The sequence below is a fragment of the Kitasatospora sp. NPDC059577 genome (genome assembly GCF_042735475.1).
Taxonomy (GTDB): domain Bacteria; phylum Actinomycetota; class Actinomycetes; order Streptomycetales; family Streptomycetaceae; genus Kitasatospora.
The window spans coordinates 23,644-46,317 of the sequence record NZ_JBHWBZ010000021.1 but is presented as its reverse complement, the minus strand read 5'-3'; the positions used below and the strand labels follow the sequence as shown (position 1 = coordinate 46,317).

Genomic DNA, 22,674 nt, shown 5'->3' with positions numbered 1-22,674 from the left:
GTTCGATCTTTGCCCGCTCTGCCGCTCTCTCGGGCAGAGCATCACCCATGCTCACCAGGAGCGGCGGTGACCGTCATTACCGCCCTCGGGCCGCGCCGGTCCGGCAGGCGGCCGATCGGGATTCCGGTCTGCGCGGAGCTCAGCAGCGCCGCCGAAAACGCGGCGGTGGTCGCCCGGGTGAGCCACCCGGTGGACCGGATGATGCAGGACAGCAGCATCGGGAATGCGTGGTAGAGCACGCCCCAGCCGGCGATCTGGGCGAGGCACAGGGCGGGCAGCGCGGCGCGCGACCGAACGAGCGGTTCGGTCACGACCCCGCTGCTGAGGGTGGCTGCCCCGACGGTCAGCAGCCGCCCCCGGACGAGCATGAACCGCCTGCCGAAGGAACGCCGAGAGTGATGAGCTGAGGCACAGCGGGGGCTCCGCAACAGCCCCCGCTGTCGCCCTGTTCCTAGGCGGGTTCGTCGAAGAGGCCAGCGCCGCCGCAGACGCCGGTCCCGCCGGAGCCCGGGGCTTTCAGATGCTGGCATCCGGTATGGACGCGCGGTTCCACAGGCCCTGGTAACGCTCCAGCTCGTCGTCGTCGAGATCGCTGGGGCCGCTGATCCGAACACAGGTGGTGTCCCACTCACGTGGGCCGCTGGTACGCGGCGTGAGCAGAACGCCGAGAGTCGCAGCATCGGTGAGACCAGTCCGCTCCGTCACCTCGTGGTGGCGCAGCTGGATGTAGGAGCGGAACGCTTCCCGGGTGATGTCGTCGAAGCGGGTACAACAGCCGGTGATCAGTTGCTGGGTTCCGCCGGGGTCGAGCATGCGGCGAAAGCGCCACTTGGTACTGCCCTGCGCCACATCCTGGACGTCGCCGAGCATGTCGAGTAGAAGCTCTCCCCACTCGGTGTGGGCGGAGACCGGGAGCCGGTCGAGGTCGGACAGCAGGACGTGCCGGTCCTGCTCCAGTCCGCTGCTGGGCAGGGGGCTGGTGGCGATGTCCTCAAGCATGATCCGCGTCATCAGGTGGGCTCTGGTGCCCTCCGCACCGGCTGGTGCCTGGGGCAGGAGGGGCGCGGACCAATGCTGGCCTCCGCGGCCGACGGGCTCGGTGTCGATGACGGCTGGTTCGGCCTCGGCATCGGCGGCTGCGAGTACGTAGTAGCGCAGCGGCTCCTCGCCCAGTGCACCCTTGGGTTCGGCGGCGGCGCGGAAGAGGTAGTCCACCACCGCGGTGGTGGAGCGCAGCTGGTCGAAGAGGAAGTCCCAGTCGCGCCGGGTGAGGGCGATCGCGGGGATGCCGATCGGCTCCCAGTCCGGCACGGTCGCGTCAGGGAGACACGGGTGGTCGAGCACCAGGACGGCGGCCCACTCGAAGGCGTCTCCCGCCACGGTCAGAGTACGACCCCGGCCGTTGACCATCGTGGCCGCCGCGAGCTTGAGGGTCCGCACGGTCCCCTTCGCCTGCCGCATGCCCTTGCCGACGACCTTGTTGATCCACGCCCGCTCGGCCTCGTCGGGCTTGGGGGCGACAGTGCGGCACTTCACCTGGACGATCAACCCGCGCTGGCCAGTGAGGATGACGCGGTCACCGAGCTCACGTCGGCCGGAGCCCTTCTCGGCCATCGACGGATGGAAGACGAAGTCAGGGAGCCCCCAGGTCGCCGCAGCTGCGTGGGTCGCCAGTTCCGCGCCCTTGCCCGGATCAGTGTCGGGCGGCAGGGGCAGCGCGTCGGGGATGTGGCGGATGCAGACGCCGGCTGGGGTCTCCATGATCAGGGTTACCTCGGCGCTGCCGTTCACCTGGCGCCATGTCGTTTGGGGCTGCTGGTCGTCCATGGGGCTATTGGACACCGTGGCGATGACATCGGGCGGAGTCGAGGCGGCGCTGGGCATCGGCACCCCAGTGTCACCAGGGCAGCCTTGATCTGCTCGACGGTCGGCGTATTTCCGGGCGGAATCCTTCCGGGCGCCTTCCCGTACTCGGTCCCGCGCTCGCGGTAATCCTGCCCGTGTCCATGCTCAAGCTCGCCCGTTACAGCTGATCCAAGGTGCAGGCCCCTATGAACGCGGTCACGCCCCGGCAGGCCCCGGCTGCGAGGGAGGCGCGGAAGCGGTCCGACGCCAGGGAGCGGCGGGGTCGCGGAGGGTGTCGAGCATCAGCTCGCACCAGGTGATCGCCGCGTTGGCCGCAAGGTGTGCGTGCCGCACACCCAGACCGGTCGGGGCGCTGGCCTGGCCGTGGCCGGTGCCGTAGCCGCGGTTGCGCAGTTCGGCGATCCCGATCGCGATGGCCGCCGCTCCACCGAGGATCTTCTTCACCGCGTCGGTCCCGTCCGGGCCGGGGATGGCGGCGGAGGCGTCCAGAGCGAGGGCTTTCTGGGCCTGCTTGATCAGGGCGGGCATCTTGGCGTTCTCGTCGATGGGTAGGCCGCGTTCGCGCAGGACTGTCTTTGCGGTGGCCTCGATCAGCTGCTTGGCACTGCCGATGGCGCCGGCGGGGTCGTCTGAGAGGTCGCGGTGGACGCGGTCGAGCTCGACGAGGATGCCCGAAGGGTCGCGGAGGCCGCTCAGGTCGTGGGTGCGAGTCGGCGGCTTGGTCCAAAGGATCCGGCCTCGTTCGTCGACTCTCAGGCCGTCCCGCTCCAGCGGGACGGTGAGGTCTTCCAGCCACTTGCCCTGCCACTCATCACGCCGGGCGACCCGCATCAGGTCCTCGAAGACCAGCAGCGCCCGTTCCACGTGGCCGCGGTCGCTCCAGTTGACCGCCTGGGCGTAGGACTGGAACGAGGAGCGTCGTGCGCCCGTGTCCTGGTAGTTCAGCTCGTCCGGGGCGACGGGCGCGAAGCCCTGCCCTTCCCAGGCCACTGCGATGTCACGGAGGTTGATGCCGGTGCAGTGCGATCGGAAGGCGACCCGGGTGGCGGGGCTGATCAGCTCGGACCTGGTGGTTGCGACCATGAAGGAACGGTACTCCCTTGCTCCACAGGGCGGTTGGGGATTTTCCGGGACCTGCACAGAGCCGCTGTACGAGCGCTGGTCACGGTGTGATCGAGCGGATCTGTTCGACGGCGGTGCGGGCGGTGCGGCCCACCCCGATGAGGGTGGCGGAGGTGGGGGCCGGTCCAGTCGCCGTAGCCGAGCAGGTGGATGCGCGGGTCGGCCAGGGCGCGAGTGCCGTCGGTGGGGATGCGGCCCGCGCCGCCGCGCAGACCGAGGCTGGCCAGCGGTCGGAGGTCGGGCCGAAAGCCGGTGCACCAGACGACCGCGTCGCAGGGCCACCGCTCGCCGTTCCCCTACACCGCGCCGTCGGCGTCGAGGCGTTCGAACATCGGACGGGCGGCGAGGAGGCCAGCGTCGCGGGCCGCGCGCACCGGTAGGGTGACGACGATGTCGCCCAGGTCGGAGATCTACGCATCGCCGCCCCGGACGCGGCGGGTGGCGGTTCGGTCCAGGACCAACAACAAGCAGCGAAGCACCCGTTCTCGGTCGACTCCAGGACAACTTCCTGTGGTCGGATAGATGATGGTTTCCACTACGGAGGTGCGTCTCCGAAGCCTTCTGCCGCGAAGAGTTGGGAGCGCAGCCCTCGATGGCCCACGACGCCGCGTATCACTGACCCCCCGGAACTGATGGCGTTGCTCACTGACACCATCCCCTTGCTCTGCCGCAGCAAGGACGGCGTCGTCTACTTCGGACAGGTCGCGGGAGCACCCCGAGACTCTCCGGCGGCCGGCCAGGAACCTCCCCGCCGCCTCCAGCGGACGCTGCGACACCGGCCGAGCCATTACTGACTTCGGCTTGTCAGGGTGAGGCTGGGGTGTCGAGGGTCAGGCCGGTGCCGGCTATGAAGCCGTCGAGGGTGTCGGGCCGGTACTGCAGGCGTTTGAGCCGGTTGCGGACGAGGGCCTCGAGTCGGTCGAGGGCGACCACGGCGAGGTTGGCCAGGCTGTGCTTGACGTGGGCCCAGACCCATTCGGCGGGGTTGAGGTCGGGCGAGTAGGCGGGGAGCAGGAACACCGTCAGCCAGGCACGCTCGGCGATCAAGTCGCGCATGGCGTGGGAGACGTGGGTGTTCAGGCGGTCCCAGACCAGCACGATCGGTGCCTTGACCAGCTGGTGGACGCCGTCGATCAGGGCGATGAAGTCGCGCTCGCCCATGCTGCGGCGCTTGCCTCTGCCTGCGGGGCGGGTGCGTAGGCGGTGGCACAGCCGGGTCCGGGAGCCGGGCCGCATGGCGATCAGTCCCGCCACGGACAGGCGTCCCGAGCGGCGGCCGCTGACCGTCACGACCGGGGTGCGGCCTCGTCGGCCCCAGGTGCGTCCTTTGGGCGGACGGCGGGTGAAGCCTGCCTCGTCCTCGAAGCAGATGTAGCCCCCGCAGGCCGCCCGCGCTCTTTTACCTCCGCCCACGTCGCCTCCTTCCACGTGGTGACGGCCTGCTCGTCGCGCTCGGCGACCCGCCGCGCGGGAACCTGCGGGCTGAAGCCGAGCCGGTGCATCAGCCTCGTGGCACCCGAGACGCTGTAGGAGACGTGGAACTTCCGGCCGATCAGCGTGGCCACCCTCGCCGCGGTCCACACCTGGTCCTCCACCCAGCCATGCGCGGCCGGACCCTGCTCCAGGTACGCGGCCAGTTTCTCCAGGCAGCGCGGTGACAGACGGCACCGCGACCCGCTCGGGCCGCGAGAAGCCAGAGCCTGCACACCGCCCTCCCGCCACAACTGGTGCCACTGGTAAGCCGACTTCGGGCTCACCCGCAGTCGTCGCGCGACCTCCGGCGGCTTGGCTCCCTGCTCGAACAGCTCGGCCGCCTGGATCCGTACCACTTCCCGGCGCTCACGTCCCGCGGCGGTCAGCCCGCCCCCATCCGCATATCTCACACACCACCGGATACAGCCACCGCTCCATACCCATCAGGGACTTCGCGAAAGTTCACCCTGACGAGCCGAAGTCAGTAACGTGCCGACCGTTGGCGATTTTCCACCTTTCAGTCCGCTTTCTGTGGCCAATACCGTGGCTCTGCAATGACAACACCACGAAGGCTGCCATCTGAATTCCGGGCGCACTCGGATCGATGCCTGATATGCCAGCAATCCTCGTCCACGCTGAAGCTCTCGCCGGACCCGGCCCGCCGGGCGTTTTCTCACACCTTCGAGGCGGTATTGGCGGACAACGGCACGGCGGTAGCCCCCAATGTGACAACATCAACGCATGGGCATCTTCGACTCCATCGCGCGTGGCCTCGGTAGCCTCCGCCCGCTGTCCGACGCGGAACTTGAAGACGAGCGCGAGGCGCTGCGGCAGCGTTACGCATCTAGCGGGGATGTCAACGAGGCGTCGAAACTCTACAACGAGCTGCACCGCTACGACGAAGAGATGACGCGCCGCGCAAACGAAGCCTATGCCCGCGAGAACCCGAACCCACCGGAGCCCAGACATCGCGAGCACGGGTGGTACCTGCCGAACGACGACTAGTGCGCACCGGCCACCTGGGACCAGGTCGGGGTTGCCTCTCTCGGTCGACTGGGGAGAGCGGCAATCTGCGGGACAGGTCGGATCGGATTCACCCTGGGTACTGCCGGCCGGCCATCGCAAACCGGTAAACGATCTGTGGGGTGCAGACGAAAGCGGGGGTCTCGCAGAGAATCGCCATCCCCAGTAGCAACCAGATCGCCAGGTTGTTCAGCGGGTGATAGTGGCTGAACACCAAATAGTTGATCCACCAGACGACACCGACCCCGGCCACGCGGGTGACCTGCGCCCACAGGTTGCCAGGATCGAGTGTCGCCATGCTGCTGGCTACCAGGCAGGCAAGAACAGCGGCCAGGGGCGAGCCGATCGAGAACCACACATCGTCATCGGTGACCTGAAGGACCGGTACCGCCATGACCGTGAACATCGCGGCCATGGAGATTACATACGCCGTCGCCACCAGGATGCCGACCGCACCCACTACTTTGTTGAACGCGAGGGAAGCTTGGCCACTGGCGGCGACGGGGGCCTCGCCTGTGGCATCAGCCACCCATGTGACGTCCTCGGCCTCTCCGGCGACGTGCGAGCCCTGCGTGTCGATGTACGTCTGCAACTCGCTGACGAAGCTGCTGAGTGAACCGTCCGTCAGCTCGTTGACCAGAGGAACCTGAATCCAGGCCGCCCCGCTTCCATTCTGTAGCTCCTGGGTCAGGTTCACCCAGAACAACCGTTTCTGGTCGCGGTCGTAGACGACACCCACAACGGGGAGACGGCTCTCCTGCCAGTCCTGCCGGTGGTCGGCGACGGGGATGGCGTACCCCTTGGCCCGTTTGTACTTCTTCCCGCTTTTCACCTGGACTGCTACGACATGTCCCGTTCGCCGGCCCCCACTGACGAATCCGACGTAGAGGTCTTCCCCGTGATCGGCGCCTTCGCCGATCTCCTGGACGAGGTGGTCATGTTCCTCCAAGAGTGTCCGCAGGGCGTTCACCCCCGCCCGCCCGATCCTCCGGCTCGCACTGATCGTCGCCATGCTCGGTACCTCCCCCGGACGCGTCCCGCCGCCAATGCAGCCTAGCCGTGAGGACTGACCGTTGAACTTAGCTCTGCGTCGTCCCCTCCTTCATGGACAACCATGATCGGCTCCGAGCGACGACCGGGTTGAGTGTTGAGTACTGTCTCACTGACGGCCACGGCTTGGGGAGGTCGTTCGCCGCCGCCCAGCGCCTCAGGGGCACAGCGCGTGGTGGGTCTGCTGCTCGTAGAGGCTGATCGGGCTCTCACGACCATCGGAGGCGGCCCGTAGTCTTTGCGGACCCGACGGCGGTGGGCGTTCTGAGCGGAGTCGCTCAGCTGCTTCGGCCGGCTCCGAAGTGGAAGGACGTCCCCGTGCCGCAAAGCAAGACCACACTGGCCGCCTTCACGGCCTCGCGCAAAGCCATAGACAAGTTCGTCACTGCGAGCATGCGACAAGGGCGGACATGGGGCGAGGAGTCGGTGACCGAGCGGTTGCTCATGGCCGCATACCCGACAGTGCGGTACGTGGAGTTCAACCGAGCGCAGGAGGAGGTCGTCGGGGCTGACTGGCTTTGGTGGTTCGTGGACCGCAGCGGGGAAGCGTTCGGCGCCCTGGTGCAGGCGAAGAAGCTCAAGGTGCAGGCGCAGTCCTGCGCCATCGACTTCAAGCACCCAGGTGGCGACGCGGCTGGCAAGCAGATGCGTAATCTGCTGACCACTGCTGAATTCCTCGATGTCCCAGCCGTTTACGCGCTGTACTGCGGCACGCTGAAGTATCGAGAGGAAGTGACCGAGTGTCCAGTGCACGAGTACCGCGGTAGGCCCTGCCAGCGCTGCCAGCGCGCGAGCATCATGATGCTGTCAGCTCTTGCTGCCCAAGAACTCGCCTATCTCTCCCCAGCTAGCGCAGGCAGCAGCACCTTCGAAACCGGCGTGCCCCTGGAGGACCTTGTCGATCCAGAGGTATGCGCCGACAGCTTCCCGTTCGACGCCCCCCTCGCTGTAGAGCTTGCCACCTTCTTTGAGCAGAAGCAGGAAGGCGTGCGGGACATCGCCAAGGCGATGTTCAACTCGGTCAAGAAGGCGCGGCAGCTACTGATGGCCACGCCGGAGGATCTTGGGGACGATACGGTCTTCGGCACTATTCCAGCAGGGTTGGGGCAGTTCGAGCCTGACAAGCTGCCCTTCCGCCACATCCTGCGTGGCTTGAAGCGAGAACTGCCGCGGGATGTGGCAGACGCCATCGAGTCTGGTGGCCAGCTGGGTCTCTGGGAATACCGGCGTTTCATTGCTGGGGTAGTCGTCGTAGACGTCGATGCCACTGAGTCGGAGTAGCCGCACCGGCGCGCCTACCGACTGCCCCTGGCATCTTCTGGTGCGCGGCACAGCTAGCGTCGGGGGCCGCTCAAGCCGTCGACTGTCCAGCTGTGCCATCTTCGTTGGCCGCCCAGCGACGTGGCCAACGGCCCGGAATCCGCCGGAATCCCATTGCGCATCCAGACCCTCAGCCCGAATGTGGCTGTTGTTCTAAAGGTTGTTGTACAAGTCTGGGTGTGGACACCCCCAGGTCTACTTGCACATTGACCCTCGAACCCGCGCGGGGCGGGGAGGCAAGGACAGCGTCCCTGGGCCGCGAGCGCATGGACTTCCTGCTCCTGCTCCCAGGAGCCGAGCGGATCGTCCTGGAGGTTGACGGCAAGCAGCACTATGCCACAGGCAACACTGCCTCTCCGCAGCTGTATTTCGAACGGTCACCGCATACCGGGCCCTACGGCTCAAGGGATATCAGGTGTACCGGTTCGGCGGGCACGAACTCGGACAGGCGACAGCTCCAACCATGCTTCGAGACTTCTTCGCCGCCGTGGTCGCCCCACCAAGTCGCTGAGTGGAACGACGCCACACCATCACGATCCGTAGCCCCGCACCGCGCCACAACGGTGCGGAGCCGACTCGACGTCGTGGTCTCCGCTCAGCGCTTCTCACCACGTCTCATCGTCATCACCGCCGCATGTGCACTGGTTGTGAAATGATCTTCCTAGGGAGCTTCATTTCTGCAGGTCAGGGACATGTTCGATCAGATCTACGACCTGTAAGAGGCCCCAATGCGGCCGTACCCGGCGGTGCCGCCGGGTACGGCCGCAAGCTCTGAACCGACACCGGGAATCAGCCCGCGACGAGCGCCTTCTCGCGGGCCGGTGTCTTGACCTTGGGCTTCTTGTTCGGGAGCGAGAGCCGGACGACCTTGTGCCACGCGGAGAACACCTGCTTGGGCAGCGGCCCGGTGACGTACTCCAACTCGTACTTCTCGAACAGCGCGCGCACCTTCACCGCGACTTCGGCGTACCGGTTGCTCGGCAGGTCCGGGAACAGGTGGTGCTCGATCTGGTGGGACAGGTTGCCCGTCATGAAGTGCATCGCCCTGCTGCCGCTGATGTTCGCCGAGCCCATCATCTGGCGCAGGTACCACTGGCCGCGCGTCTCGCCCTTGACCGACTGGCGCTCGAAGACGCGTACGCCCTCCGGGAAGTGCCCGCACATGATCACCGAGTGGGACCAGACGTTGCGGACCACGTTCGCGGTGAACGTGGCGGCGAGCGTGGTGAGGAACGACGGGCCCGACAGCAGCGGGTGGATCACGTAGTCCTTGAGCACCTGCTTGCGGATCTTGCGGCCCACGGCCTTGGCCCGCGCGCGGAACTCCGGGTTCCTGCGGCGGCGCTTGTGCAGGTTCTTGCCGAGTTCGAGGTCGTACGCGGCGATGCCGTACTCGAAGAAGCAGGCGTTGACGAAGTTCCACAACGGCTGGCCGAGGTGGAACGGGTGCCACTTCTGGTCCTCGTCGACGCGCATGATTCCGTAGCCGAGGTCGTTGTCCTTGCCGATCACGTTGGTGTACGTGTGGTGCAGCTCGTTGTGCGAGTGCTTCCACTGCTCGGCCGGCGAGACGTGGTCCCACTCCCAGGTGGTGGAGTGGATCTTCGGGTCCCGCATCCAGTCCCACTGGCCGTGCAGGACGTTGTGGCCGATCTCCATGTTGTCCATGATCTTCGCCACGGACAGGCCGGCAGTGCCGAGCAGCCACGCGGGCGGGAAGATCGAGAACAGCAGCACGCCCCTGCTGGCCAGTTCGAGCTTGCGCTGCGCCGAGATGACCTTGCGGATGTAGGCGGCGTCTTTCTCGCCACGGTCGGCGATCACCTCGTCGCGGATCACGTCCAGCTCGCGGCCGAGCTCCTCGATCTGCTCCGCGGTCAGGTGGGCGGTGGGGTCGATGGCGGTCAAAGTGCCTCTACCGTTCGATGTCGCAGGGGCCCGCCGCGGCGGACACGCAGGTCTGGATGAGGACGCCCGGCTCGGCCTCGGTGATCTCGCCGGTGCGCAGGTCGCGGACGGCGCCCGCCTTGAGCGGCGTGACGCAGCCGAAGCAGATGCCCATGCGGCACCCGGAGGGCATCAGCACGTCGGCTTCCTCGCCGATGTCCAGCAACGGCGTGGCGCCGTCCGCGTCGACGGTCCTGCCGGTGGCACTGAACGTGACCTCGCCGCCGTCGCCGGCGATGACGATGCGGGGGCGGAACCGTTCGGTGTGCAGGCGCTCTCGGACGCCGTGCTCGGTCCAGTGCTCCTCTGCGGCGTCGAGCAGGCCCGCGGGCCCGCAGGCCCAAGTCTCGCGCTCGGCCCAGTCGGGCACGAGTTCGTCGAGACGGGCGATGTCGAGCCTGCCGCCCGTGTCGGTGTGCACCTCGGTGAGGCGCAGCTTCCTGTCCGCGACCAGGTCGTGCAGTTCATTGCGGAAGATCACGTCTTGCGGCTGTGGCGCGCAGTGGATCATGACGACGTCGTCGAACTCGGTGCCGCGCAGCATGCCCATCACGGGCGTGATGCCACTGCCCGCCGTCAGGTAGAGCACCTTGGCGGGCTTGGCATGCGGCAGCACGAAGTCACCGGTCGGCTGGTCGAGCTGGATCAGCGTGCCCGGTGTCGCCCTGTGGACCAGGTGGTTGCTGACCTTGCCGTCCGGGATCGCCTTCACGGTGATCGTGATGCGGCCGTCCCGGCGGTTCGTCGGTGACGTGATGGAGTAGGCACGCCACAGGCGCCTCCCGTCGACCTCGACCCCGATCCGTACGTACTGACCGGCCGTGTGGCCGCGCCAGCCCCGTCCCGGCCTGATCACGACGGTCGCGGCATCAGCCGTCTCCGGGTGCACGGCCTCGATGCGGCCACGCAGGTCGGCGCCCGCACGCAGCGGGCTGATCAGGTCGAGGTAGTCCGACGGCAGCAGCGGCGTCGTGACCATCTCCAGCAGTTTCCACGCCCTGCTGCGGAGGGCTGCACTCGTCATGACTCCAGCTTGCTGCGCCTCAGGGCGTAAAGTCCTGACCGTAGGACGTAAATCTGGTCGGCTGAATTGTTCGCAGGGAACAAGAACGTGAGCCATGCAATCCGGAGGGCCAGCGAGCTGGTACTGGACGAGACGACGGTCACCGCGCTTCGGGCCGCGCTGACGGCCACCGCCGACGAGGTCGTCCAGGCAATCATCGACGAGGTCCCTCCCTATGCGAACGCCCTTTCGGGCCGCATGGGCGGCACCATCCGCCGAGCCGTCCGCACCGCCCTGGGGCACTACCTGGACCTCGCGAGCGGGAACGCCACGGGTGGCGACGCCGGTGACGCAGCCTACGAGCTGGGCCGCGGCGAGGTGCGCGACGGCCGTTCGATGGACGCCCTGCTCAGCGCCTACCGCGTCGGCGCCCGCGTGGCCTGGCGATGCCTCGCGGCGGGTGCCGTACCCGCAGGTCTGCCCGCCGCCGAAGTCGCCAAGTTCGCCGAGCTGACCTTCGCCTACATCGACGAGCTCTCCGCCGCGAGCGCCGCGGGCCACGCCGACGAACTGGCCGCCCGGGGCAGGGCCCACGAGCGCCACCTGGAACACCTGGCCCGCGACCTCCTCGTCGGCGCGAGCCCGGACGTGCTGCTGGTCTCCGCTCAACGGGCCGGGTGGCAGCCCCCGGTTTCGCTGACCGCAGTCCTGCTGCCCGCAGCCCTGGCCCGGCCTGCCTACCGCCTGCTCGACCCGGGCACTCTCGTCCTCGACGATCTGCCGGACGCCACCGGTGCACTGCTCGTCCCGGACGCCGACCGGTCACACCTCTTGCGGCAGCTGACCGACCGCACCGCCGTGGTCGGCCCGGCACGGCCGTGGACCCGTGCGTCCGCCTCGTACGCACGAGCCGTACGTGCGCGCTCCCTCTCCTCCGACATTCGCGATACCGAGGAGCACCTGCCCGAGCTGGTGCTGAGCGCCGACGTGGACGCGTTCGCAGACCTGCGCGCCCGAGCCCTCGCACCGTTGCGGACCGTGCCCGTCGCGACCGCACGGAGGCTGGAGGAGACGTTGCGGGCGTGGCTGCTGCACCAGGGCAGGCGGGACGAGGTGGCGGCGGCATTGTTCGTCCATCCGCAGACAGTCCGGTACCGGATGGCGCAGCTGCGGGAGCTGTTTCCGGATCTCGCCTCGCCGGACCGGGTCCTTGAACTGACCCTGGCGGTGGGTCTTCGGGGCAGCTGACGCGTACGTCGACCGTCCGCGACCGCGTCCGCGTCCGCGTCCGGACCGGACCGGACCGGACCGGACATCATGCTCAGCGCTTCACCACTCGTCTCGTCCGTCGAAACCGCTGCGTGTGCACCGGCTGTGGAACGATCCTCCACAAGGTCCCTGTCTCCGCAGGTCAGAGACATGTTCGAGTATGACGACGACCTGTAGGCCGTACGGCGTTCCGAAGCCCCCGCCCCGGTGGACCGTTCACCGGGGCGGGGGCTTCGGATGTTCGGGGCCCGGGCGGGCCTGGCGAGCCGGGCAGGCGGGCCGGGTGAGGACACCGGCCGGGCCATGAACGTCGGGGCTCCGGGACGTCCGGGGCTACGGGACGTCCGGGGTGAGGGCGAGGACGGCGAGGTCGTCGGCGAGCAGGCCGGCGTACCGGTGGACGTCCTCGGCCAGGAAGGAGACCAGCCGGTCCGGCGCGGTGGTGCCGAGGGCCGCGAGCCGCGGGGCCAGCGGGTAGAAGGCCCCGGTGGCGTCCCGGGCCTCGCTGACGCCGTCGGTGTAGAGCAGCACGGTGTGGCCCGGGGGCAGGGCGACGGCGGTCGGCTTGCCGCACTCCTCGACGGGCCCGAGGTGGCCGAGGCCCAGCGGGAGCTCGTCCGCGCAGGACACCGGGGCTATCGCGCCGCCGGTCAGCAACAGCGGGGTGGTGTGGCCGCGGTTGACGATCTCCACGCAGTCGGAGCCCGGCCGGTACTGCAGCAGCACGGCCGTGGCGAACAGTTCGTCGTCGCCCCGGTCTGCGGCGTCGCGCAGGACCGCGCGGTCCAGCTGGTCGGCGAGGTCGACCAGCCCCGGGGTGTCGTACGCGGCCGCCCGGAACGCACCGAGGACGTCGGCGACCGTACGGACCGCGCCGAGGCCCTTGCCCCGGACGTCGCCCAGCAGGACCCGCACGCCGAAGCGGGTGTCGCACACCTCGTACAGGTCGCCGCCGACCAGCACCTCGGCCTGGGCCGAGCGGTAGAGGCCGGCCACCCGCAGTCCGCCGGCCCGCTCGGGCACCGGCCGCAGCACGGTCCGCTGCAGGGTCTCGGCGACGGTGCGGGCCTGCAGCAGGTTGCGGTTCTGCCGGGTGCGCTGCCACGACAGGGCGGTGCCCATCACGCCGGAGAGCAGGGTGGCGATGTAGACCCAGACGTGGTGCTGCTCGTTGATGTGGCCCGCACGCAGGGCCAGGACCAGCTGGAGTACCAGGGAGCCGACGGTGGCGGTGGCGGTCAGCACCGGGCCGTAGCTGAACGCGGCCACCACGGGCAGCGCGGTGAGCAGGAAGCCGGCGGCGACGGCGTCCGGGACGACCGCCTCCGCGACCAGGTCCAGCACCAGCAGGACGACCGGCAGCCACGGGACCCAGCGCGGCACCCGGGGCTCCAGCGCGGCGGGGCGCGACGGGCGGGGTGCTGTGGGCACGGCGGGACCTCCTGGCCGGTGGCCGCTCCGGACGATGAGTCCGGAATGGCCGGTTTCGTCCCTCCATGCTCTCCCACGAACGGCCCAGTCACGAACGGCCGAACGTCCCGTTCTCCGGGCCGGCCCGTCCGGGCCCCGGGCGTGGCCGGCGGTCGGGACGCGGTCAGCGCACGGTCACCGGCAGGGTCTCGTACCCGCGCAGGACCAGGCGGTCCCGCCGGGTGGCGACACCGCCGGGGGCGAGCCGCGGGAAGCGGTCCAGCAGTGCGGGCACGGCGACCTCCGCCTCCAGCCGGGCCAGCTGGGAGCCCAGGCAGAAGTGCTGGCCGCCGCCGAAGCTGAGCGGCTGGCTGTCGGTGCGGGTCGGGTCGAACTCGTCGGGGCGCTCGTACCGGGCCGGGTCGCGGTTGGCCGCGCCGATCAGCAGGGTCACCTCGCTGCCGAGCGGAACGGGCAGCCCGTCCACGGCCAGGCCCTCGGCCAGTGCGACCCGCCCGGTGGCCTGCACCGGGGAGTCGAAGCGCAACACCTCGTCGGCGAAGCCGGCCGGGGCGACCGCGCCGTTGCGCAGCCCGGCGGCCGCCCCGGGGTGGCGGAACAGCAGGGCGAGGCCGTTGCCGAGCAGGTTGGTGGTGGTCTCGAAGCCGGCCACCAGCAGCAGCACCAGGTTGGCCAGCAGTTCCTCGGCGGAGAGCCGCCCGCTGTCGTCGGCGGCGATCCGGGCGAGGTCGCTGACCAGGTCGTCCTGCGGGCGGGCCAACCGCTCGGCGGCCAGTTCCGTGAAGTACCGGGACAGCTCGTCCGCCGCCCGGTCGGCCGCGGTCAGTTCACCGAGGTTCTCGCTGATCTCCAGGACGGCGGTCAGGTCGGAGGCCAGGCCGCGGAACAGGTGACGGTCCCGATCGGGGACACCGAGCAGCTCGCAGATCACCCCGACCGGCAGCCGGTAGGCGAACGCGTCCATGAAGTCCACCGGCGAGCCGTCGGCGCCCTGCTCGGCCATCCCCTCCAGCAGCCGGGCCACCGCCGCCTCCACGGCCGGGCGCAGCGCGGCGACCCTGCGGGCGGTGAACACCGAGGCGATCAGCGAGCGGACCCGGGGCTGGTCGGGGGCGTTGCGCTGGAGGATCGAGCGGCCGAAGAGGGCGAGCGAGGAGTGCGCGAGGAACTCCGGGGCCAGGCCCGCCATCATGTCGGCGGTGGCGACGCCGAAGGCGGGCGTGCGCAGCACCCTGTTGACGGCCGCGTAGCCGCTGACCACGAACACCCCGTCCCCGGCCGGGGCCACCGGGCCCAGCTCCCGTGCCTTCGCGTACAGCGGGTACGGATCGGCCTTGACCCCGGTCTCCGTCAGCAGCTCGATGATCGTCGCACCGTCCACGCGGTTCTCCCCTCCCGAGATCACGGGATCGCCCGCCCCGTCCTGGTTCGTGAACCACCGGCGGCCGGGCCGGAGTTCCCGTCCGGGACGGTCCGGTGCCCGGCGGGTGCGCGGCGGGTGCGTGCCCCGGCGGTTCGCCGCCGGGGCGGGCCGGGCGGTTCAGGCGGGTCGGGCGGTTCAGGCGGGTCGGGCGGGTCGGCGCCGGTTCACGGCGGGGCGGGGCCCGGGGCCGGCTCGGTAGGCTGGCCCGCATGGAGATCTGGATCAACCCGCGCTGCGGCAAGTGCCGGAGCGCGCTCGGCGAGCTGACCGCCGCCGGGGTCGAGTACACCGTGCGGCGCTACCTGGAGGACCCGCCGACCGCGGCCGAGCTGGAGCAGGTGCTGGAGCGCCTCGGCCTGGAGCCGTGGGACATCACCCGCACCGACGAACAGGTCGCGAAGGACCTGGGGATGAAGGACTGGCCCCGGGAGGCGGGTGAGCGGGCCCGCTGGATCGCGGCGATGGCCGAGCACCCCATCCTGATCCAGCGCCCGATCATCACCGCGGACGACGGGCACGCCGTCGTGGCCCGCACCCCCGACGCCCTCAAGTCCGTCCTGCCGTGAGCCCCGCCCGCTGACCGGTCGGGCCGTCCGGCCGGTCAGTGCAGCCGGACCGTCTCCACCGGGCGGCCCGGGTGCCAGTTGTGGACCAGCAGGTGCTCGCCCTCGACCGCGGTGTGCACCACCTGGTCGAGCTCCAGCCGGAAGGCGTGGAACGGGGTGGGCGGCGGCTGGGGCAGATCGGCGGCGAACGCGGCGAGTTCGGCCTCGTCGGTGATCTCGACCGCCCGGCCGGAGACCTTGGAGTCCCCGCCGGCCATGGTCTCGTCCCCCGGGTGCGCGTGCAGGGCGAAGCGGGCGTCGCGCTGGAGGTCGCGCGCCTTGACCGCGCCGTACATCGACCCGATCCACAGGTCGGCGCCGACGAACTCGACCTCCGTCCCGCTGACCCGGGGCGAACCGTCCTTGCGCAGCGACGCCAGGACGTGGTGCTTGTTGGCCTCGAAGCGGGCCCGCACCAGGGGCGCCAGATCGGGAGCCTGCTGCTCGAAATCCTGCCAGGTAGCCATGGCGCCAGTCTGGCACCGGGCACCGACAACCGCCGTCCGCGCGGCGCCGGCCGGGCGGCACCGCGGGCCGGTGCCGTCCCGCAGACCCGCTGTCACAGGGCGTTGTCACAGGCCGCTGTCACAGGCCGGTGCCACACTGGCGGGGTGACCACCACGACCACGTACATCGCGTTCCTGCGGGCCATCAACGTCGGCGGCCGGACGGTGAAGATGGAGCGGTTGCGGGCGCTCTTCGCCGAACTGGGGCTGGCGGGCGTCCGCTCGTACATCCAGAGCGGCAACGTCTTCTTCACCACCGACGGGCCGGCCGGCCCGGCCGAGCGCGCCGCGCTGACCGGGCGGATCGAGGAACACCTGGAGCAGGCGCTCGGGTACCCCGTGCCGGTGATGCTGCGGACGGTGGACGAGGTCGCCGACCTGCTCGTCGCCGAGCCCTTCCGGGGCGTCGAGGTGACACCGGACGTCCGGCTGGTGGTCGCCTTCCTCTCCGAGCCGCTGCCCGCCGGACTCGCCCTCCCGCACCGCTCGCCGAAGGGCGACGTCGAGGTGCTCGGCGCCGATCCGGGGGCCGCCTACGTGGTGATCCACCTGCAGGACGGCAAGTGGGTCACCAAGGACATGTTCGGCAAGGAGTACCGGGGCTCGGTCACCTCCCGGTTCCTGCACACCACCGAGAAGATCCTGGCCGCCGCCCGCAAGGCCTGACGACCCGTACGGCCTGCCCGAACGACGCGGAACCGCGTGGCCGGGGGCGGCGTCTGGACTGCCGTGACGTACGAACCACGCGCCCGCGGACGGCGTGATCTGGACAGCCCGAGTCGGCCGAGCCGACAATTCGGCCATGACGCCTCCTGAGTTCCCCACCGGCCGGCACCGGCCCTCCGACGCCGAACGGGACCAGGCGCTCGGGGTGCTGAAGGACGGCGCGGGCAGCGGGCGGCTCTCGCACGACACCTTCCTCGGCCGGATGGACATCGTCCTGCAGGCCACCAGCCGCGGCGAGTTGGACGCGGCGGTGGCCGGTCTGCCGACCGGTGGGCCGGTCGAACGGTTCGTGCTGCGCACGGTCGGCCGGGTCTCCGGCTTCGGAGACCGGCTGAACCGGGCCTGGCGCACCGAGCGGCTGCCCGGGCTGAGCCTGCCGCAGGCCGGCGCCGCACTGCTGACGATCGGCCGGATCCCCGGCTCGGGGCTGCGACTGCACGACGCCTCGGTCTCCCGGAACCACGCCGAACTCCGGCACGAGGACGGCTGCTGGGTGCTGTACGACCTCGGCTCGACCAACGGCACGCACGTCAACGGACGCCGGATCGCGGGCGGCGTCCGGGTCGGCCCGGGCGACCAGGTGCGCTTCGGGAACCTGGAGTTCCGGCTCGCCGCGCTCTGAGGCGCCGCGCCGCCCGGGTCGGCCGGTGCGGTGAGTGCGGGAACTGCCGCGTTGGCCGCTGCGGTCAGTGCGGGAACTGCCGGGGCGGCCGCTGCCGGGGGAGTTCGTCCTGGAACTCCGCGATGGCGGTGGCGATCTGGCGGGTCACCACGGTCCGCTCCAGCCGGTCCAGGTAGAGGTGCTCGGCGGCCAGCGCCTCGACGGTGACGCCGAAGTAGACCGCCATCAGCGGGTTGACGAACAGGTCGCTGCCCTTGGTCCGCTCGGTGAACCGGACGTCACCGAACTCGCCGCGCAGGGCCGCCGCCACCGAGCCGTTGACGATGCTGGGGTGCTCGGGGAAGGCGGCCCGGGCGTGCTCGACGGCGTCCAGGTAGAGCGCCCCCTCCCGACTGTCACGCGGGACGGAGAAGGCACCGAGGTAACCGCCGGCCCGGTCCAGCGCGGCGAGGTTCTCCAGCACCAGCGCGTGGTTGACGCCGTGGAAGGCGTCGATGCCGAAGCCCAGGCAGGCGACCAGCCGCTCGGGCACCTCGGTGAGCCCGGCCACCGCTGCCAGGCTGGCCATGTCCTCCTCGGGGGTGCCGAGTCCGGCTTCGTCGCCGCGCATCAGGATGTCGGTGCCGCCGTCCACCAGCAGGACGGCGTCGACGCCCAGCCGGGCGACGAGTGAGCGGTAGGCGTCGCGCAGCGGCTGCACGCCCACCGACGGGAAGGCCCACACGGTGTCGGGCATCCGGTGCCGGTGCAGCCAGCGGGCCAGCGTGCGCTCCGGGAAGTAGCCCTCGGGGCCTGGGGTGTCCGGCCGGACCATGGCCACGTCGGGGTCCGCCCATACCTCCAACGGCAGGCCGTAGAGGTGGGTGAAGGAGAAGTTGGCCAGGTGCACCTGCTTGCCCGCGGCCCGCAGGGCGAGGGCGATCGGCAACCCGGCGTACACGTCGAATCCGCCGCCGGCGCCGGCGATCAGGATGCTCTCGGCGGCCAGCAGCCGGGTGATCAGCGGGGGTTGCAGCAGTGAGGTCACCGGCGGACGGTAGCACCGCGCGGCCCGGACGGCCCCGGTCGGGCCGGGCCCAACCCTCCCGGCCGACTGTCGGTGGCGGGTGCGAGGATGCGGACATGACCCAGGAGACGGCTCTCACCCCCGACGTACTGCGCGAAGCCCGGGAGCGGGCCGCCGAGTTGATCCGGTGCGGCTTCCAGGAGCCGGACGAGATAGCCGAGTCCCTGATCGAGGTCCTCGACGACCAGGGGCTCACCCCGGAGGAGGCGGAGCGGATCGTCGCCCCGCTGTGGAGCGCGCGGCTGGCCGAGCAGGCGACGTGGCCGCGGGTCACGGACGTGGACCGTCTGGCCGACGCCTTCGACGCGCTGGAGGACCAGGGCGTCGTCGCGGCCATGGACTTCACCTGCTGCGCGGGCTGCGGTTACGCGGAGATCGGTGGCGAGGCCGAGGAGGACTCCTCCGGGTTCGTCTTCTTCCACCAGCAGGACACCGAGTCGGCGGCCGCCGGACAGGGTCTGATGCTGCGCTACGGCGTGTTCCGTTCCGACGGGGAGCCGGCCGAGGTCTCGGAGCGCCGGACGGCGGGGATCGGACGGGTCGTGGTCGGCGCGCTGGAGGCGGCCGGCCTCCCGGTGGAGTGGGACGGATCGCCGCACACGGCGATCCGGGTCGCTCCGCTGGAGTGGCTCAACCGCCTTCCGGAGTAGGCGGTCGGGGGGCGCCGGGGAGGGTCGAGGGCGGCGGGTGGGCGCCGGGGAGCGGTCAGTCGCGCTCGACGTGCACCTCGGCGAAGTGGTCGCTCTTGTCCGCCTTGCGGATGGTGACCTTGACGTTGCCGACGGCGGTCTCGGAGTCCTTGTCGACGGTCTTCTTGGTGTCGCCGATGGTCACCTCGGCCGAGCTGTCGGTGATGTGAGCGATCGTCATCTTCATCGGGTTGTCGCCGCCGAAGACCTTGACGGTCTTGGAGGCGTCCGCGCCGTCGGTCTTGATGCCGACGGTGCACTTGTGGTCGTCGAGGCAGAGCGCCACGCCGCCCTCACAGGCGGCCAGTCCGGCGCCGAGCGTCAGGACGGCGCCCGCGGCGAGGATCGCCGAGCCGAACCGGAAGCGGGTCCGGAGGCTGGTGCGGTGGGCCTTGGCAGTGCTGCTCGCTGTGGTCATGTCCTCGACGGTAGTGGACCGGACACGCCCAGCCATCGGTCGTCGGCGGGAGGCCTGCCCTGGTGCAGCCCGGATCGGCCGGGCGATCGAACCCCGAGAGCGGTGGGTCGAATCCCCTAGGGGTCATCGGGAGTTGTCCGGCGGACCGGCTGTCCGACGGGCTGCAGCATATGCCGGAGGCTCATGCCACGCGCGTAGATCGAAGGCCCGCGAAAACGCCGGCGGTCAGTCGGCGACGCTCCCCAGGCCGCCGAAGCCACTGCCGGCGCCGCCCCCGAGGCCCTCCCCCGGGCCGTCCTCAGCGCCGCCACCCGGTCCCCACAGCGGCGCGGTGCAACGCTGGTAGGTCGCCTGCCAGTGCGGCCAGTTACGGGCCACGTCGTCGTCGCACTCGGCCAGCAGCCGCTCCACCGCAGCGGGATCGACGCCGTCCAGCAGCCAGGCCAGCGCGTCCGCCGTGCCGGGCCCGTCCGCCACCCGCAGCAGGTCCAGCAGCTCGCCCAGGCCGCCGAGCCGGGAGCCGTCGGCCACCACCCGCTCCATCCGGGGCAGCAACTGGCGCTCCTCGATGCGCAGGTGGGTCTCCAGCCGGGCCGCCAGGTCCTCCATCGCGTACGCGACCGGCCAGGCGCTGCCGGTGTCCCGGCTGGCGATCCGGACCAGCGTGGTGACCCGGGTGAACGAGTGGTCGAGGTTGTGGTGGTCGGCCTCCAGCCAGTTGAGCAGCAGCCGCAGTTCGGGCGCGAAGCGGCGCACGATCGGCCAGATCCGGGTGTCCTGCTGCTCGTGGTGGCAGGTCAGCATCGCGGTCATGAAGGTCCAGTGCCGCAGCAGCGCCTCCCCCTTGTCCTCCTCGTCGGGCTGGAGCAGCCGCAGCGCGTTGGGCAGCCGGGCGAGGTCCCGGCGCAGCGCGGCGTGCACGAGCCGCAGCCCGGCGAACCGCACGGTGGCCGGGTCGTCGTCCGTGGTGCGCCCGCACGCGTCCGCACCACGGGGGGCGACGCCGGGCTGTCCCTGCGCGGGCACGGCGGGGGCGGGCTGGGGCAGCAGGTGGATCGGCATGGGACTCTCTTCACGGCTTGGGGCAGGACGGGTGGTGGCGGCCGGTGAGGACCACCCCAGCCAAGGTGCCCGCAGTCGATCAGAAGCGAATCAATGTCCGATTGACGCGCAGGTCAGGACGTTTATCGGAGCGGACGCAACGCTCTGCGGCGCCCGTCCCGTGCTACCGGGCGAGGGCCCGCGCACCGGGCGCGCCCGGGAGTCCAGGGGAACAGCGAGGCCGCATGTCACCGGAGCAGGAGCAGTCGTTCGACGAGTTCGTCGCGGGGCGGTACGCCGCGCTGCGCCGCACCGGCTACCTGCTCTGCGGCGACTGGCACCTCGCCGAGGACCTCGCGCAGACCACGCTGGTGAAGCTGTACTCGCGCTGGGGCCGCCTGCGCGACCCGGAGTCCGCGGCCGGGTACGCCCGGACCACGCTGGTCCGCACCTACATCGACACCCGGCGCCTGCGCCGCTCGCACGAACTGCCCTCGCCGGACCTGCCGGAGCCGCCGGCGACCGGGCCGCGGGCCGCGGCCCCGGCCGACCCGGAACGCCGGCTGGCCCTGCTGGCCGCGCTCGCCAAGGTCACCCCTGCCTACCGGGCGGCGCTGGTGCTGCGGTTCTGGGAGGACCAGTCGGTCGAGGCGACGGCGGCGGCCCTGCGGCAGAGCACCGGCACCGTGAAGTCCAACACCAGCCGGGGACTGGCCCAGTTGCGCGTGATCCTCGGCGATTCACTGTTGGAGATCGCGGCGGGCTGAGCCCGGCCGGGCGGGGCCGGACGCACGAGGGGGCGGGACGCACGAGGGGACGGTACGCACGAGGGGACGGTACGCACGAACCGGCCGGCCACACCCGCCGGCCGACGGGACCGGGCCCGCGACCGCCGGAGCCGGGCGCAGGGGCGCAACGGGTCGCCCGGGACGAGCGAGCGACGAGCGAGAGACGAGAGGGAATCGGGATTGAACGGGGACGATCCGGCGTTCGACGCCGACGACATGGGCGCGCTGTTCCGCGCGGTCCTGGACCAGCCGGAGCCGGCCGCTCCCCCGGAGCTGCTGCCGGAGGTCCGCCGCTCCGGCAACCGGCTGCGCCGCCGGCGCCGGCTGCTGGCGACGGTCGCGACCGCGGCGGCGGTGGGCCTGCTGGCCACGGCGGGCTGGGCGGTCCGCGGGCGGTCCCCGGCGGAGCACGACGGCCGGGTGCTCCTCCCGGCGGCGAGCGCGCCCGTCGCGCCGTCCGTCGCGCCGAGTCCGTCCGCGTCGGCGTCGCCGACGCCGTCGGTCACGCCGTCCCCGATGGCCGGCGGCACGGCCGGGGGGACGGACGACTGGACGGAGGACGGGACGGACGGGACGGACGGGACGACGACCGTCGGCGTGGCCACGGAGGGCAGCCCGGCCCTGTTCGCCCTGCTGCGCGCCCACCCGCCCGAGGAGATCGGGAAGGCCTCCAGGGGCGTCAGCTCGGAGAACTTCCTGCTGACCAGGAAGGACGGCGGCACGGTCGCGGTGACCAGGCGCCTGGACGGGCCCTCCGGGGCGCTCGGCGGCGCCACCTCACCGTGCGGAACGCCCATGCCGGGCAGCTCGGGCCCGAAGAGCCCGGAGGGCGAGGACTGCGTGGGCATGAAGCTGCCGGACGGCTCGATGGTCTGGGCGATGCACCCGGTCTCGGTCACCCCGCGCGGCCGGGAGGCCGCGCTCCGGCTCGTCACCCCGGACGAACTGGCCTACACCCTGCTGTTCGTCCGGGCCGAGGCCCGGCCGTACCCGCAGCCCGACGATCCGACGGTGGCGCTGCCGCAGCTGCTGATCCTGGCCGGGCAGTCGGGGTTCCGGAAGGCGGTCCAGGACGGCTGGGGGGACCCGGTCACCGCGCCACCCAGGACCCGCCCCTCGGCCGGAACCCCCGGCCCGTCCACCTCGCCCCGTCCGCCCGCGCTCCCCTGACCGCCCGCGGGCGGGCCCGGGGTCGCTCCCCCGGCGGGGCCCGGGTCCCGGCCGGGGGCGCCCCGCCGCCCCGCGCGCCGCCCCGCGCCGCCCACCCGCGGGCGGCGGCCGCACGC

Annotated in this window: 23 protein-coding genes and 1 pseudogene; 9 read left to right on the top strand and 15 right to left on the bottom strand. The window is 71.0% G+C overall.

What is annotated here, in order from left to right:
• Positions 1–41 precede the first annotated feature (41 nt).
• The 6 genes and pseudogenes from ACFV0O_RS18620 to ACFV0O_RS18595 form a co-directional block, all read right to left on the bottom strand.
• Positions 42–311 carry a hypothetical protein gene (locus ACFV0O_RS18620; protein WP_380342764.1) on the bottom strand — a complete coding sequence of 90 codons (270 nt, stop codon included), beginning with the start codon at positions 309–311 and terminating at the stop codon, positions 42–44.
• A 205-nt stretch (positions 312–516) separates the two neighbouring features.
• Positions 517–1,827: a hypothetical protein gene (locus ACFV0O_RS18615; RefSeq protein ID WP_380342762.1), complete on the bottom strand. Its 1,311-nt coding sequence runs from the start codon at positions 1,825–1,827 to the stop codon at positions 517–519.
• A gap of 234 nt (positions 1,828–2,061) precedes the next feature.
• The gene (locus ACFV0O_RS18610; protein ID WP_380342760.1) at positions 2,062–2,949 is read right to left on the bottom strand and encodes an abortive infection family protein; all 888 of its coding nucleotides are present in this window, start codon (positions 2,947–2,949) and stop codon (positions 2,062–2,064) included.
• A 79-nt stretch (positions 2,950–3,028) separates the two neighbouring features.
• Positions 3,029–3,398, bottom strand: a pseudogene (locus ACFV0O_RS18605) (pyridine nucleotide-disulfide oxidoreductase); the annotation flags it as partial.
• 394 nt (positions 3,399–3,792) lie between these two features.
• Complete coding sequence (locus tag ACFV0O_RS18600; protein WP_380342904.1) at positions 3,793–4,359, bottom strand: transposase; 567 nt, start codon at positions 4,357–4,359, stop codon at positions 3,793–3,795.
• Complete coding sequence (locus tag ACFV0O_RS18595; protein WP_380342901.1) at positions 4,275–4,847, bottom strand: winged helix-turn-helix domain-containing protein; 573 nt, start codon at positions 4,845–4,847, stop codon at positions 4,275–4,277. The genes ACFV0O_RS18600 and ACFV0O_RS18595 overlap by 85 nt, the downstream gene beginning before the upstream one ends.
• A 355-nt stretch (positions 4,848–5,202) precedes the next feature.
• Between ACFV0O_RS18595 and ACFV0O_RS18590 the strand changes: the two genes are divergently transcribed.
• A complete protein-coding gene (locus ACFV0O_RS18590; RefSeq protein WP_380342758.1) occupies positions 5,203–5,466 on the top strand; it encodes a hypothetical protein in 264 nt (87 codons plus the stop codon).
• A gap of 88 nt (positions 5,467–5,554) precedes the next feature.
• On the opposite strand, the gene ACFV0O_RS18585 is transcribed toward ACFV0O_RS18590, so the two are convergent.
• Positions 5,555–6,496: a DUF4365 domain-containing protein gene (locus ACFV0O_RS18585; protein ID WP_380342756.1), complete on the bottom strand. Its 942-nt coding sequence runs from the start codon at positions 6,494–6,496 to the stop codon at positions 5,555–5,557.
• 356 nt (positions 6,497–6,852) lie between these two features.
• Between ACFV0O_RS18585 and ACFV0O_RS18580 the strand changes: the two genes are divergently transcribed.
• Positions 6,853–7,815: a DUF6615 family protein gene (locus ACFV0O_RS18580; RefSeq protein ID WP_380342753.1), complete on the top strand. Its 963-nt coding sequence runs from the start codon at positions 6,853–6,855 to the stop codon at positions 7,813–7,815.
• An 828-nt stretch (positions 7,816–8,643) separates the two neighbouring features.
• On the opposite strand, the gene ACFV0O_RS18575 is transcribed toward ACFV0O_RS18580, so the two are convergent.
• Complete coding sequence (locus ACFV0O_RS18575) at positions 8,644–9,762, bottom strand: fatty acid desaturase family protein (protein ID WP_380342750.1); 1,119 nt, start codon at positions 9,760–9,762, stop codon at positions 8,644–8,646.
• Between the two features lie 7 nt (positions 9,763–9,769).
• Positions 9,770–10,825 (bottom strand): ferredoxin reductase, encoded by a 1,056-nt coding sequence (locus ACFV0O_RS18570; protein ID WP_380342748.1) that lies wholly within the window; start codon positions 10,823–10,825, stop codon positions 9,770–9,772.
• Positions 10,826–10,912: 87 nt separating this feature from the next.
• On the opposite strand from ACFV0O_RS18570, the gene ACFV0O_RS18565 reads away from it, so the two are divergent.
• Positions 10,913–12,052 carry a PucR family transcriptional regulator gene (locus ACFV0O_RS18565; protein WP_380342745.1) on the top strand — a complete coding sequence of 380 codons (1,140 nt, stop codon included), beginning with the start codon at positions 10,913–10,915 and terminating at the stop codon, positions 12,050–12,052.
• 354 nt (positions 12,053–12,406) lie between these two features.
• On the opposite strand, the gene ACFV0O_RS18560 is transcribed toward ACFV0O_RS18565, so the two are convergent.
• Together ACFV0O_RS18560 and ACFV0O_RS18555 are read right to left on the bottom strand one after the other, a co-directional pair.
• Positions 12,407–13,504 (bottom strand): PP2C family protein-serine/threonine phosphatase, encoded by a 1,098-nt coding sequence (locus tag ACFV0O_RS18560; protein WP_380342742.1) that lies wholly within the window; start codon positions 13,502–13,504, stop codon positions 12,407–12,409.
• 163 nt (positions 13,505–13,667) lie between these two features.
• Positions 13,668–14,885, bottom strand: coding sequence for a cytochrome P450 (locus tag ACFV0O_RS18555; protein WP_380342739.1), 1,218 nt, complete (start codon positions 14,883–14,885; stop codon positions 13,668–13,670).
• A 251-nt stretch (positions 14,886–15,136) separates the two neighbouring features.
• On the opposite strand from ACFV0O_RS18555, the gene ACFV0O_RS18550 reads away from it, so the two are divergent.
• Complete coding sequence (locus tag ACFV0O_RS18550) at positions 15,137–15,493, top strand: arsenate reductase family protein (protein WP_380342736.1); 357 nt, start codon at positions 15,137–15,139, stop codon at positions 15,491–15,493.
• Between the two features lie 35 nt (positions 15,494–15,528).
• Here the strand turns inward: ACFV0O_RS18550 and ACFV0O_RS18545 are convergent, their stop codons facing one another.
• Positions 15,529–15,999, bottom strand: coding sequence for a pyridoxamine 5'-phosphate oxidase family protein (locus tag ACFV0O_RS18545; protein ID WP_360268101.1), 471 nt, complete (start codon positions 15,997–15,999; stop codon positions 15,529–15,531).
• Between the two features lie 144 nt (positions 16,000–16,143).
• Between ACFV0O_RS18545 and ACFV0O_RS18540 the strand changes: the two genes are divergently transcribed.
• Both ACFV0O_RS18540 and ACFV0O_RS18535 read left to right on the top strand, forming a co-directional pair.
• Positions 16,144–16,704, top strand: coding sequence for a DUF1697 domain-containing protein (locus ACFV0O_RS18540; RefSeq protein WP_380342734.1), 561 nt, complete (start codon positions 16,144–16,146; stop codon positions 16,702–16,704).
• Between the two features lie 136 nt (positions 16,705–16,840).
• On the top strand, positions 16,841–17,386 hold the full coding sequence (locus ACFV0O_RS18535; RefSeq protein WP_360268095.1) for a DUF1707 and FHA domain-containing protein: 546 nt from the start codon (positions 16,841–16,843) through the stop codon (positions 17,384–17,386).
• Between the two features lie 64 nt (positions 17,387–17,450).
• Here ACFV0O_RS18535 and ACFV0O_RS18530 read toward each other — a convergent pair whose 3' ends face one another.
• Positions 17,451–18,413 (bottom strand): DUF1152 domain-containing protein, encoded by a 963-nt coding sequence (locus tag ACFV0O_RS18530; protein ID WP_380342731.1) that lies wholly within the window; start codon positions 18,411–18,413, stop codon positions 17,451–17,453.
• Between the two features lie 95 nt (positions 18,414–18,508).
• Between ACFV0O_RS18530 and ACFV0O_RS18525 the strand changes: the two genes are divergently transcribed.
• Complete coding sequence (locus ACFV0O_RS18525) at positions 18,509–19,102, top strand: DUF6891 domain-containing protein (RefSeq protein ID WP_380342729.1); 594 nt, start codon at positions 18,509–18,511, stop codon at positions 19,100–19,102.
• Between the two features lie 55 nt (positions 19,103–19,157).
• Here the strand turns inward: ACFV0O_RS18525 and ACFV0O_RS18520 are convergent, their stop codons facing one another.
• Both ACFV0O_RS18520 and ACFV0O_RS18515 read right to left on the bottom strand, forming a co-directional pair.
• Positions 19,158–19,559 carry a hypothetical protein gene (locus ACFV0O_RS18520; protein ID WP_380342727.1) on the bottom strand — a complete coding sequence of 134 codons (402 nt, stop codon included), beginning with the start codon at positions 19,557–19,559 and terminating at the stop codon, positions 19,158–19,160.
• Positions 19,560–19,784: 225 nt separating this feature from the next.
• Positions 19,785–20,621, bottom strand: a complete 837-nt coding sequence (locus ACFV0O_RS18515) for a hemerythrin domain-containing protein (RefSeq protein WP_380342724.1) — start codon at positions 20,619–20,621, stop codon at positions 19,785–19,787.
• 224 nt (positions 20,622–20,845) lie between these two features.
• Between ACFV0O_RS18515 and ACFV0O_RS18510 the strand changes: the two genes are divergently transcribed.
• Positions 20,846–21,367, top strand: a complete 522-nt coding sequence (locus ACFV0O_RS18510) for a SigE family RNA polymerase sigma factor (protein ID WP_360268082.1) — start codon at positions 20,846–20,848, stop codon at positions 21,365–21,367.
• A gap of 201 nt (positions 21,368–21,568) precedes the next feature.
• Entirely contained in the window at positions 21,569–22,558 is a 990-nt protein-coding gene (locus ACFV0O_RS18505) for a hypothetical protein (RefSeq protein ID WP_380342721.1), read from the top strand.
• The last annotated feature ends 116 nt before the right edge of the window (positions 22,559–22,674 follow it).

Excerpts from the sequence above, each read along its gene's own strand:
- ACFV0O_RS18590 (WP_380342758.1), top strand. The coding sequence starts at position 5,203 with ATGGGCATCTTCGACTCCATCGCGCGTGGCCTCGGTAGCCTCCGCCCG.
- ACFV0O_RS18615 (WP_380342762.1), bottom strand. The coding sequence starts at position 1,827 with ATGGACGACCAGCAGCCCCAAACGACATGGCGCCAGGTGAACGGCAGC.
- ACFV0O_RS18550 (WP_380342736.1), top strand. The coding sequence starts at position 15,137 with ATGGAGATCTGGATCAACCCGCGCTGCGGCAAGTGCCGGAGCGCGCTC.
- ACFV0O_RS18545 (WP_360268101.1), bottom strand. The coding sequence starts at position 15,999 with ATGGCTACCTGGCAGGATTTCGAGCAGCAGGCTCCCGATCTGGCGCCC.
- ACFV0O_RS18520 (WP_380342727.1), bottom strand. The coding sequence starts at position 19,559 with ATGACCACAGCGAGCAGCACTGCCAAGGCCCACCGCACCAGCCTCCGG.
- ACFV0O_RS18515 (WP_380342724.1), bottom strand. The coding sequence starts at position 20,621 with ATGCCGATCCACCTGCTGCCCCAGCCCGCCCCCGCCGTGCCCGCGCAG.
- ACFV0O_RS18570 (WP_380342748.1), bottom strand. The coding sequence starts at position 10,825 with ATGACGAGTGCAGCCCTCCGCAGCAGGGCGTGGAAACTGCTGGAGATG.
- ACFV0O_RS18585 (WP_380342756.1), bottom strand. The coding sequence starts at position 6,496 with ATGGCGACGATCAGTGCGAGCCGGAGGATCGGGCGGGCGGGGGTGAAC.
- ACFV0O_RS18525 (WP_380342729.1), top strand. The coding sequence starts at position 18,509 with ATGACCCAGGAGACGGCTCTCACCCCCGACGTACTGCGCGAAGCCCGG.
- ACFV0O_RS18535 (WP_360268095.1), top strand. The coding sequence starts at position 16,841 with ATGACGCCTCCTGAGTTCCCCACCGGCCGGCACCGGCCCTCCGACGCC.
- ACFV0O_RS18610 (WP_380342760.1), bottom strand. The coding sequence starts at position 2,949 with ATGGTCGCAACCACCAGGTCCGAGCTGATCAGCCCCGCCACCCGGGTC.
- ACFV0O_RS18510 (WP_360268082.1), top strand. The coding sequence starts at position 20,846 with ATGTCACCGGAGCAGGAGCAGTCGTTCGACGAGTTCGTCGCGGGGCGG.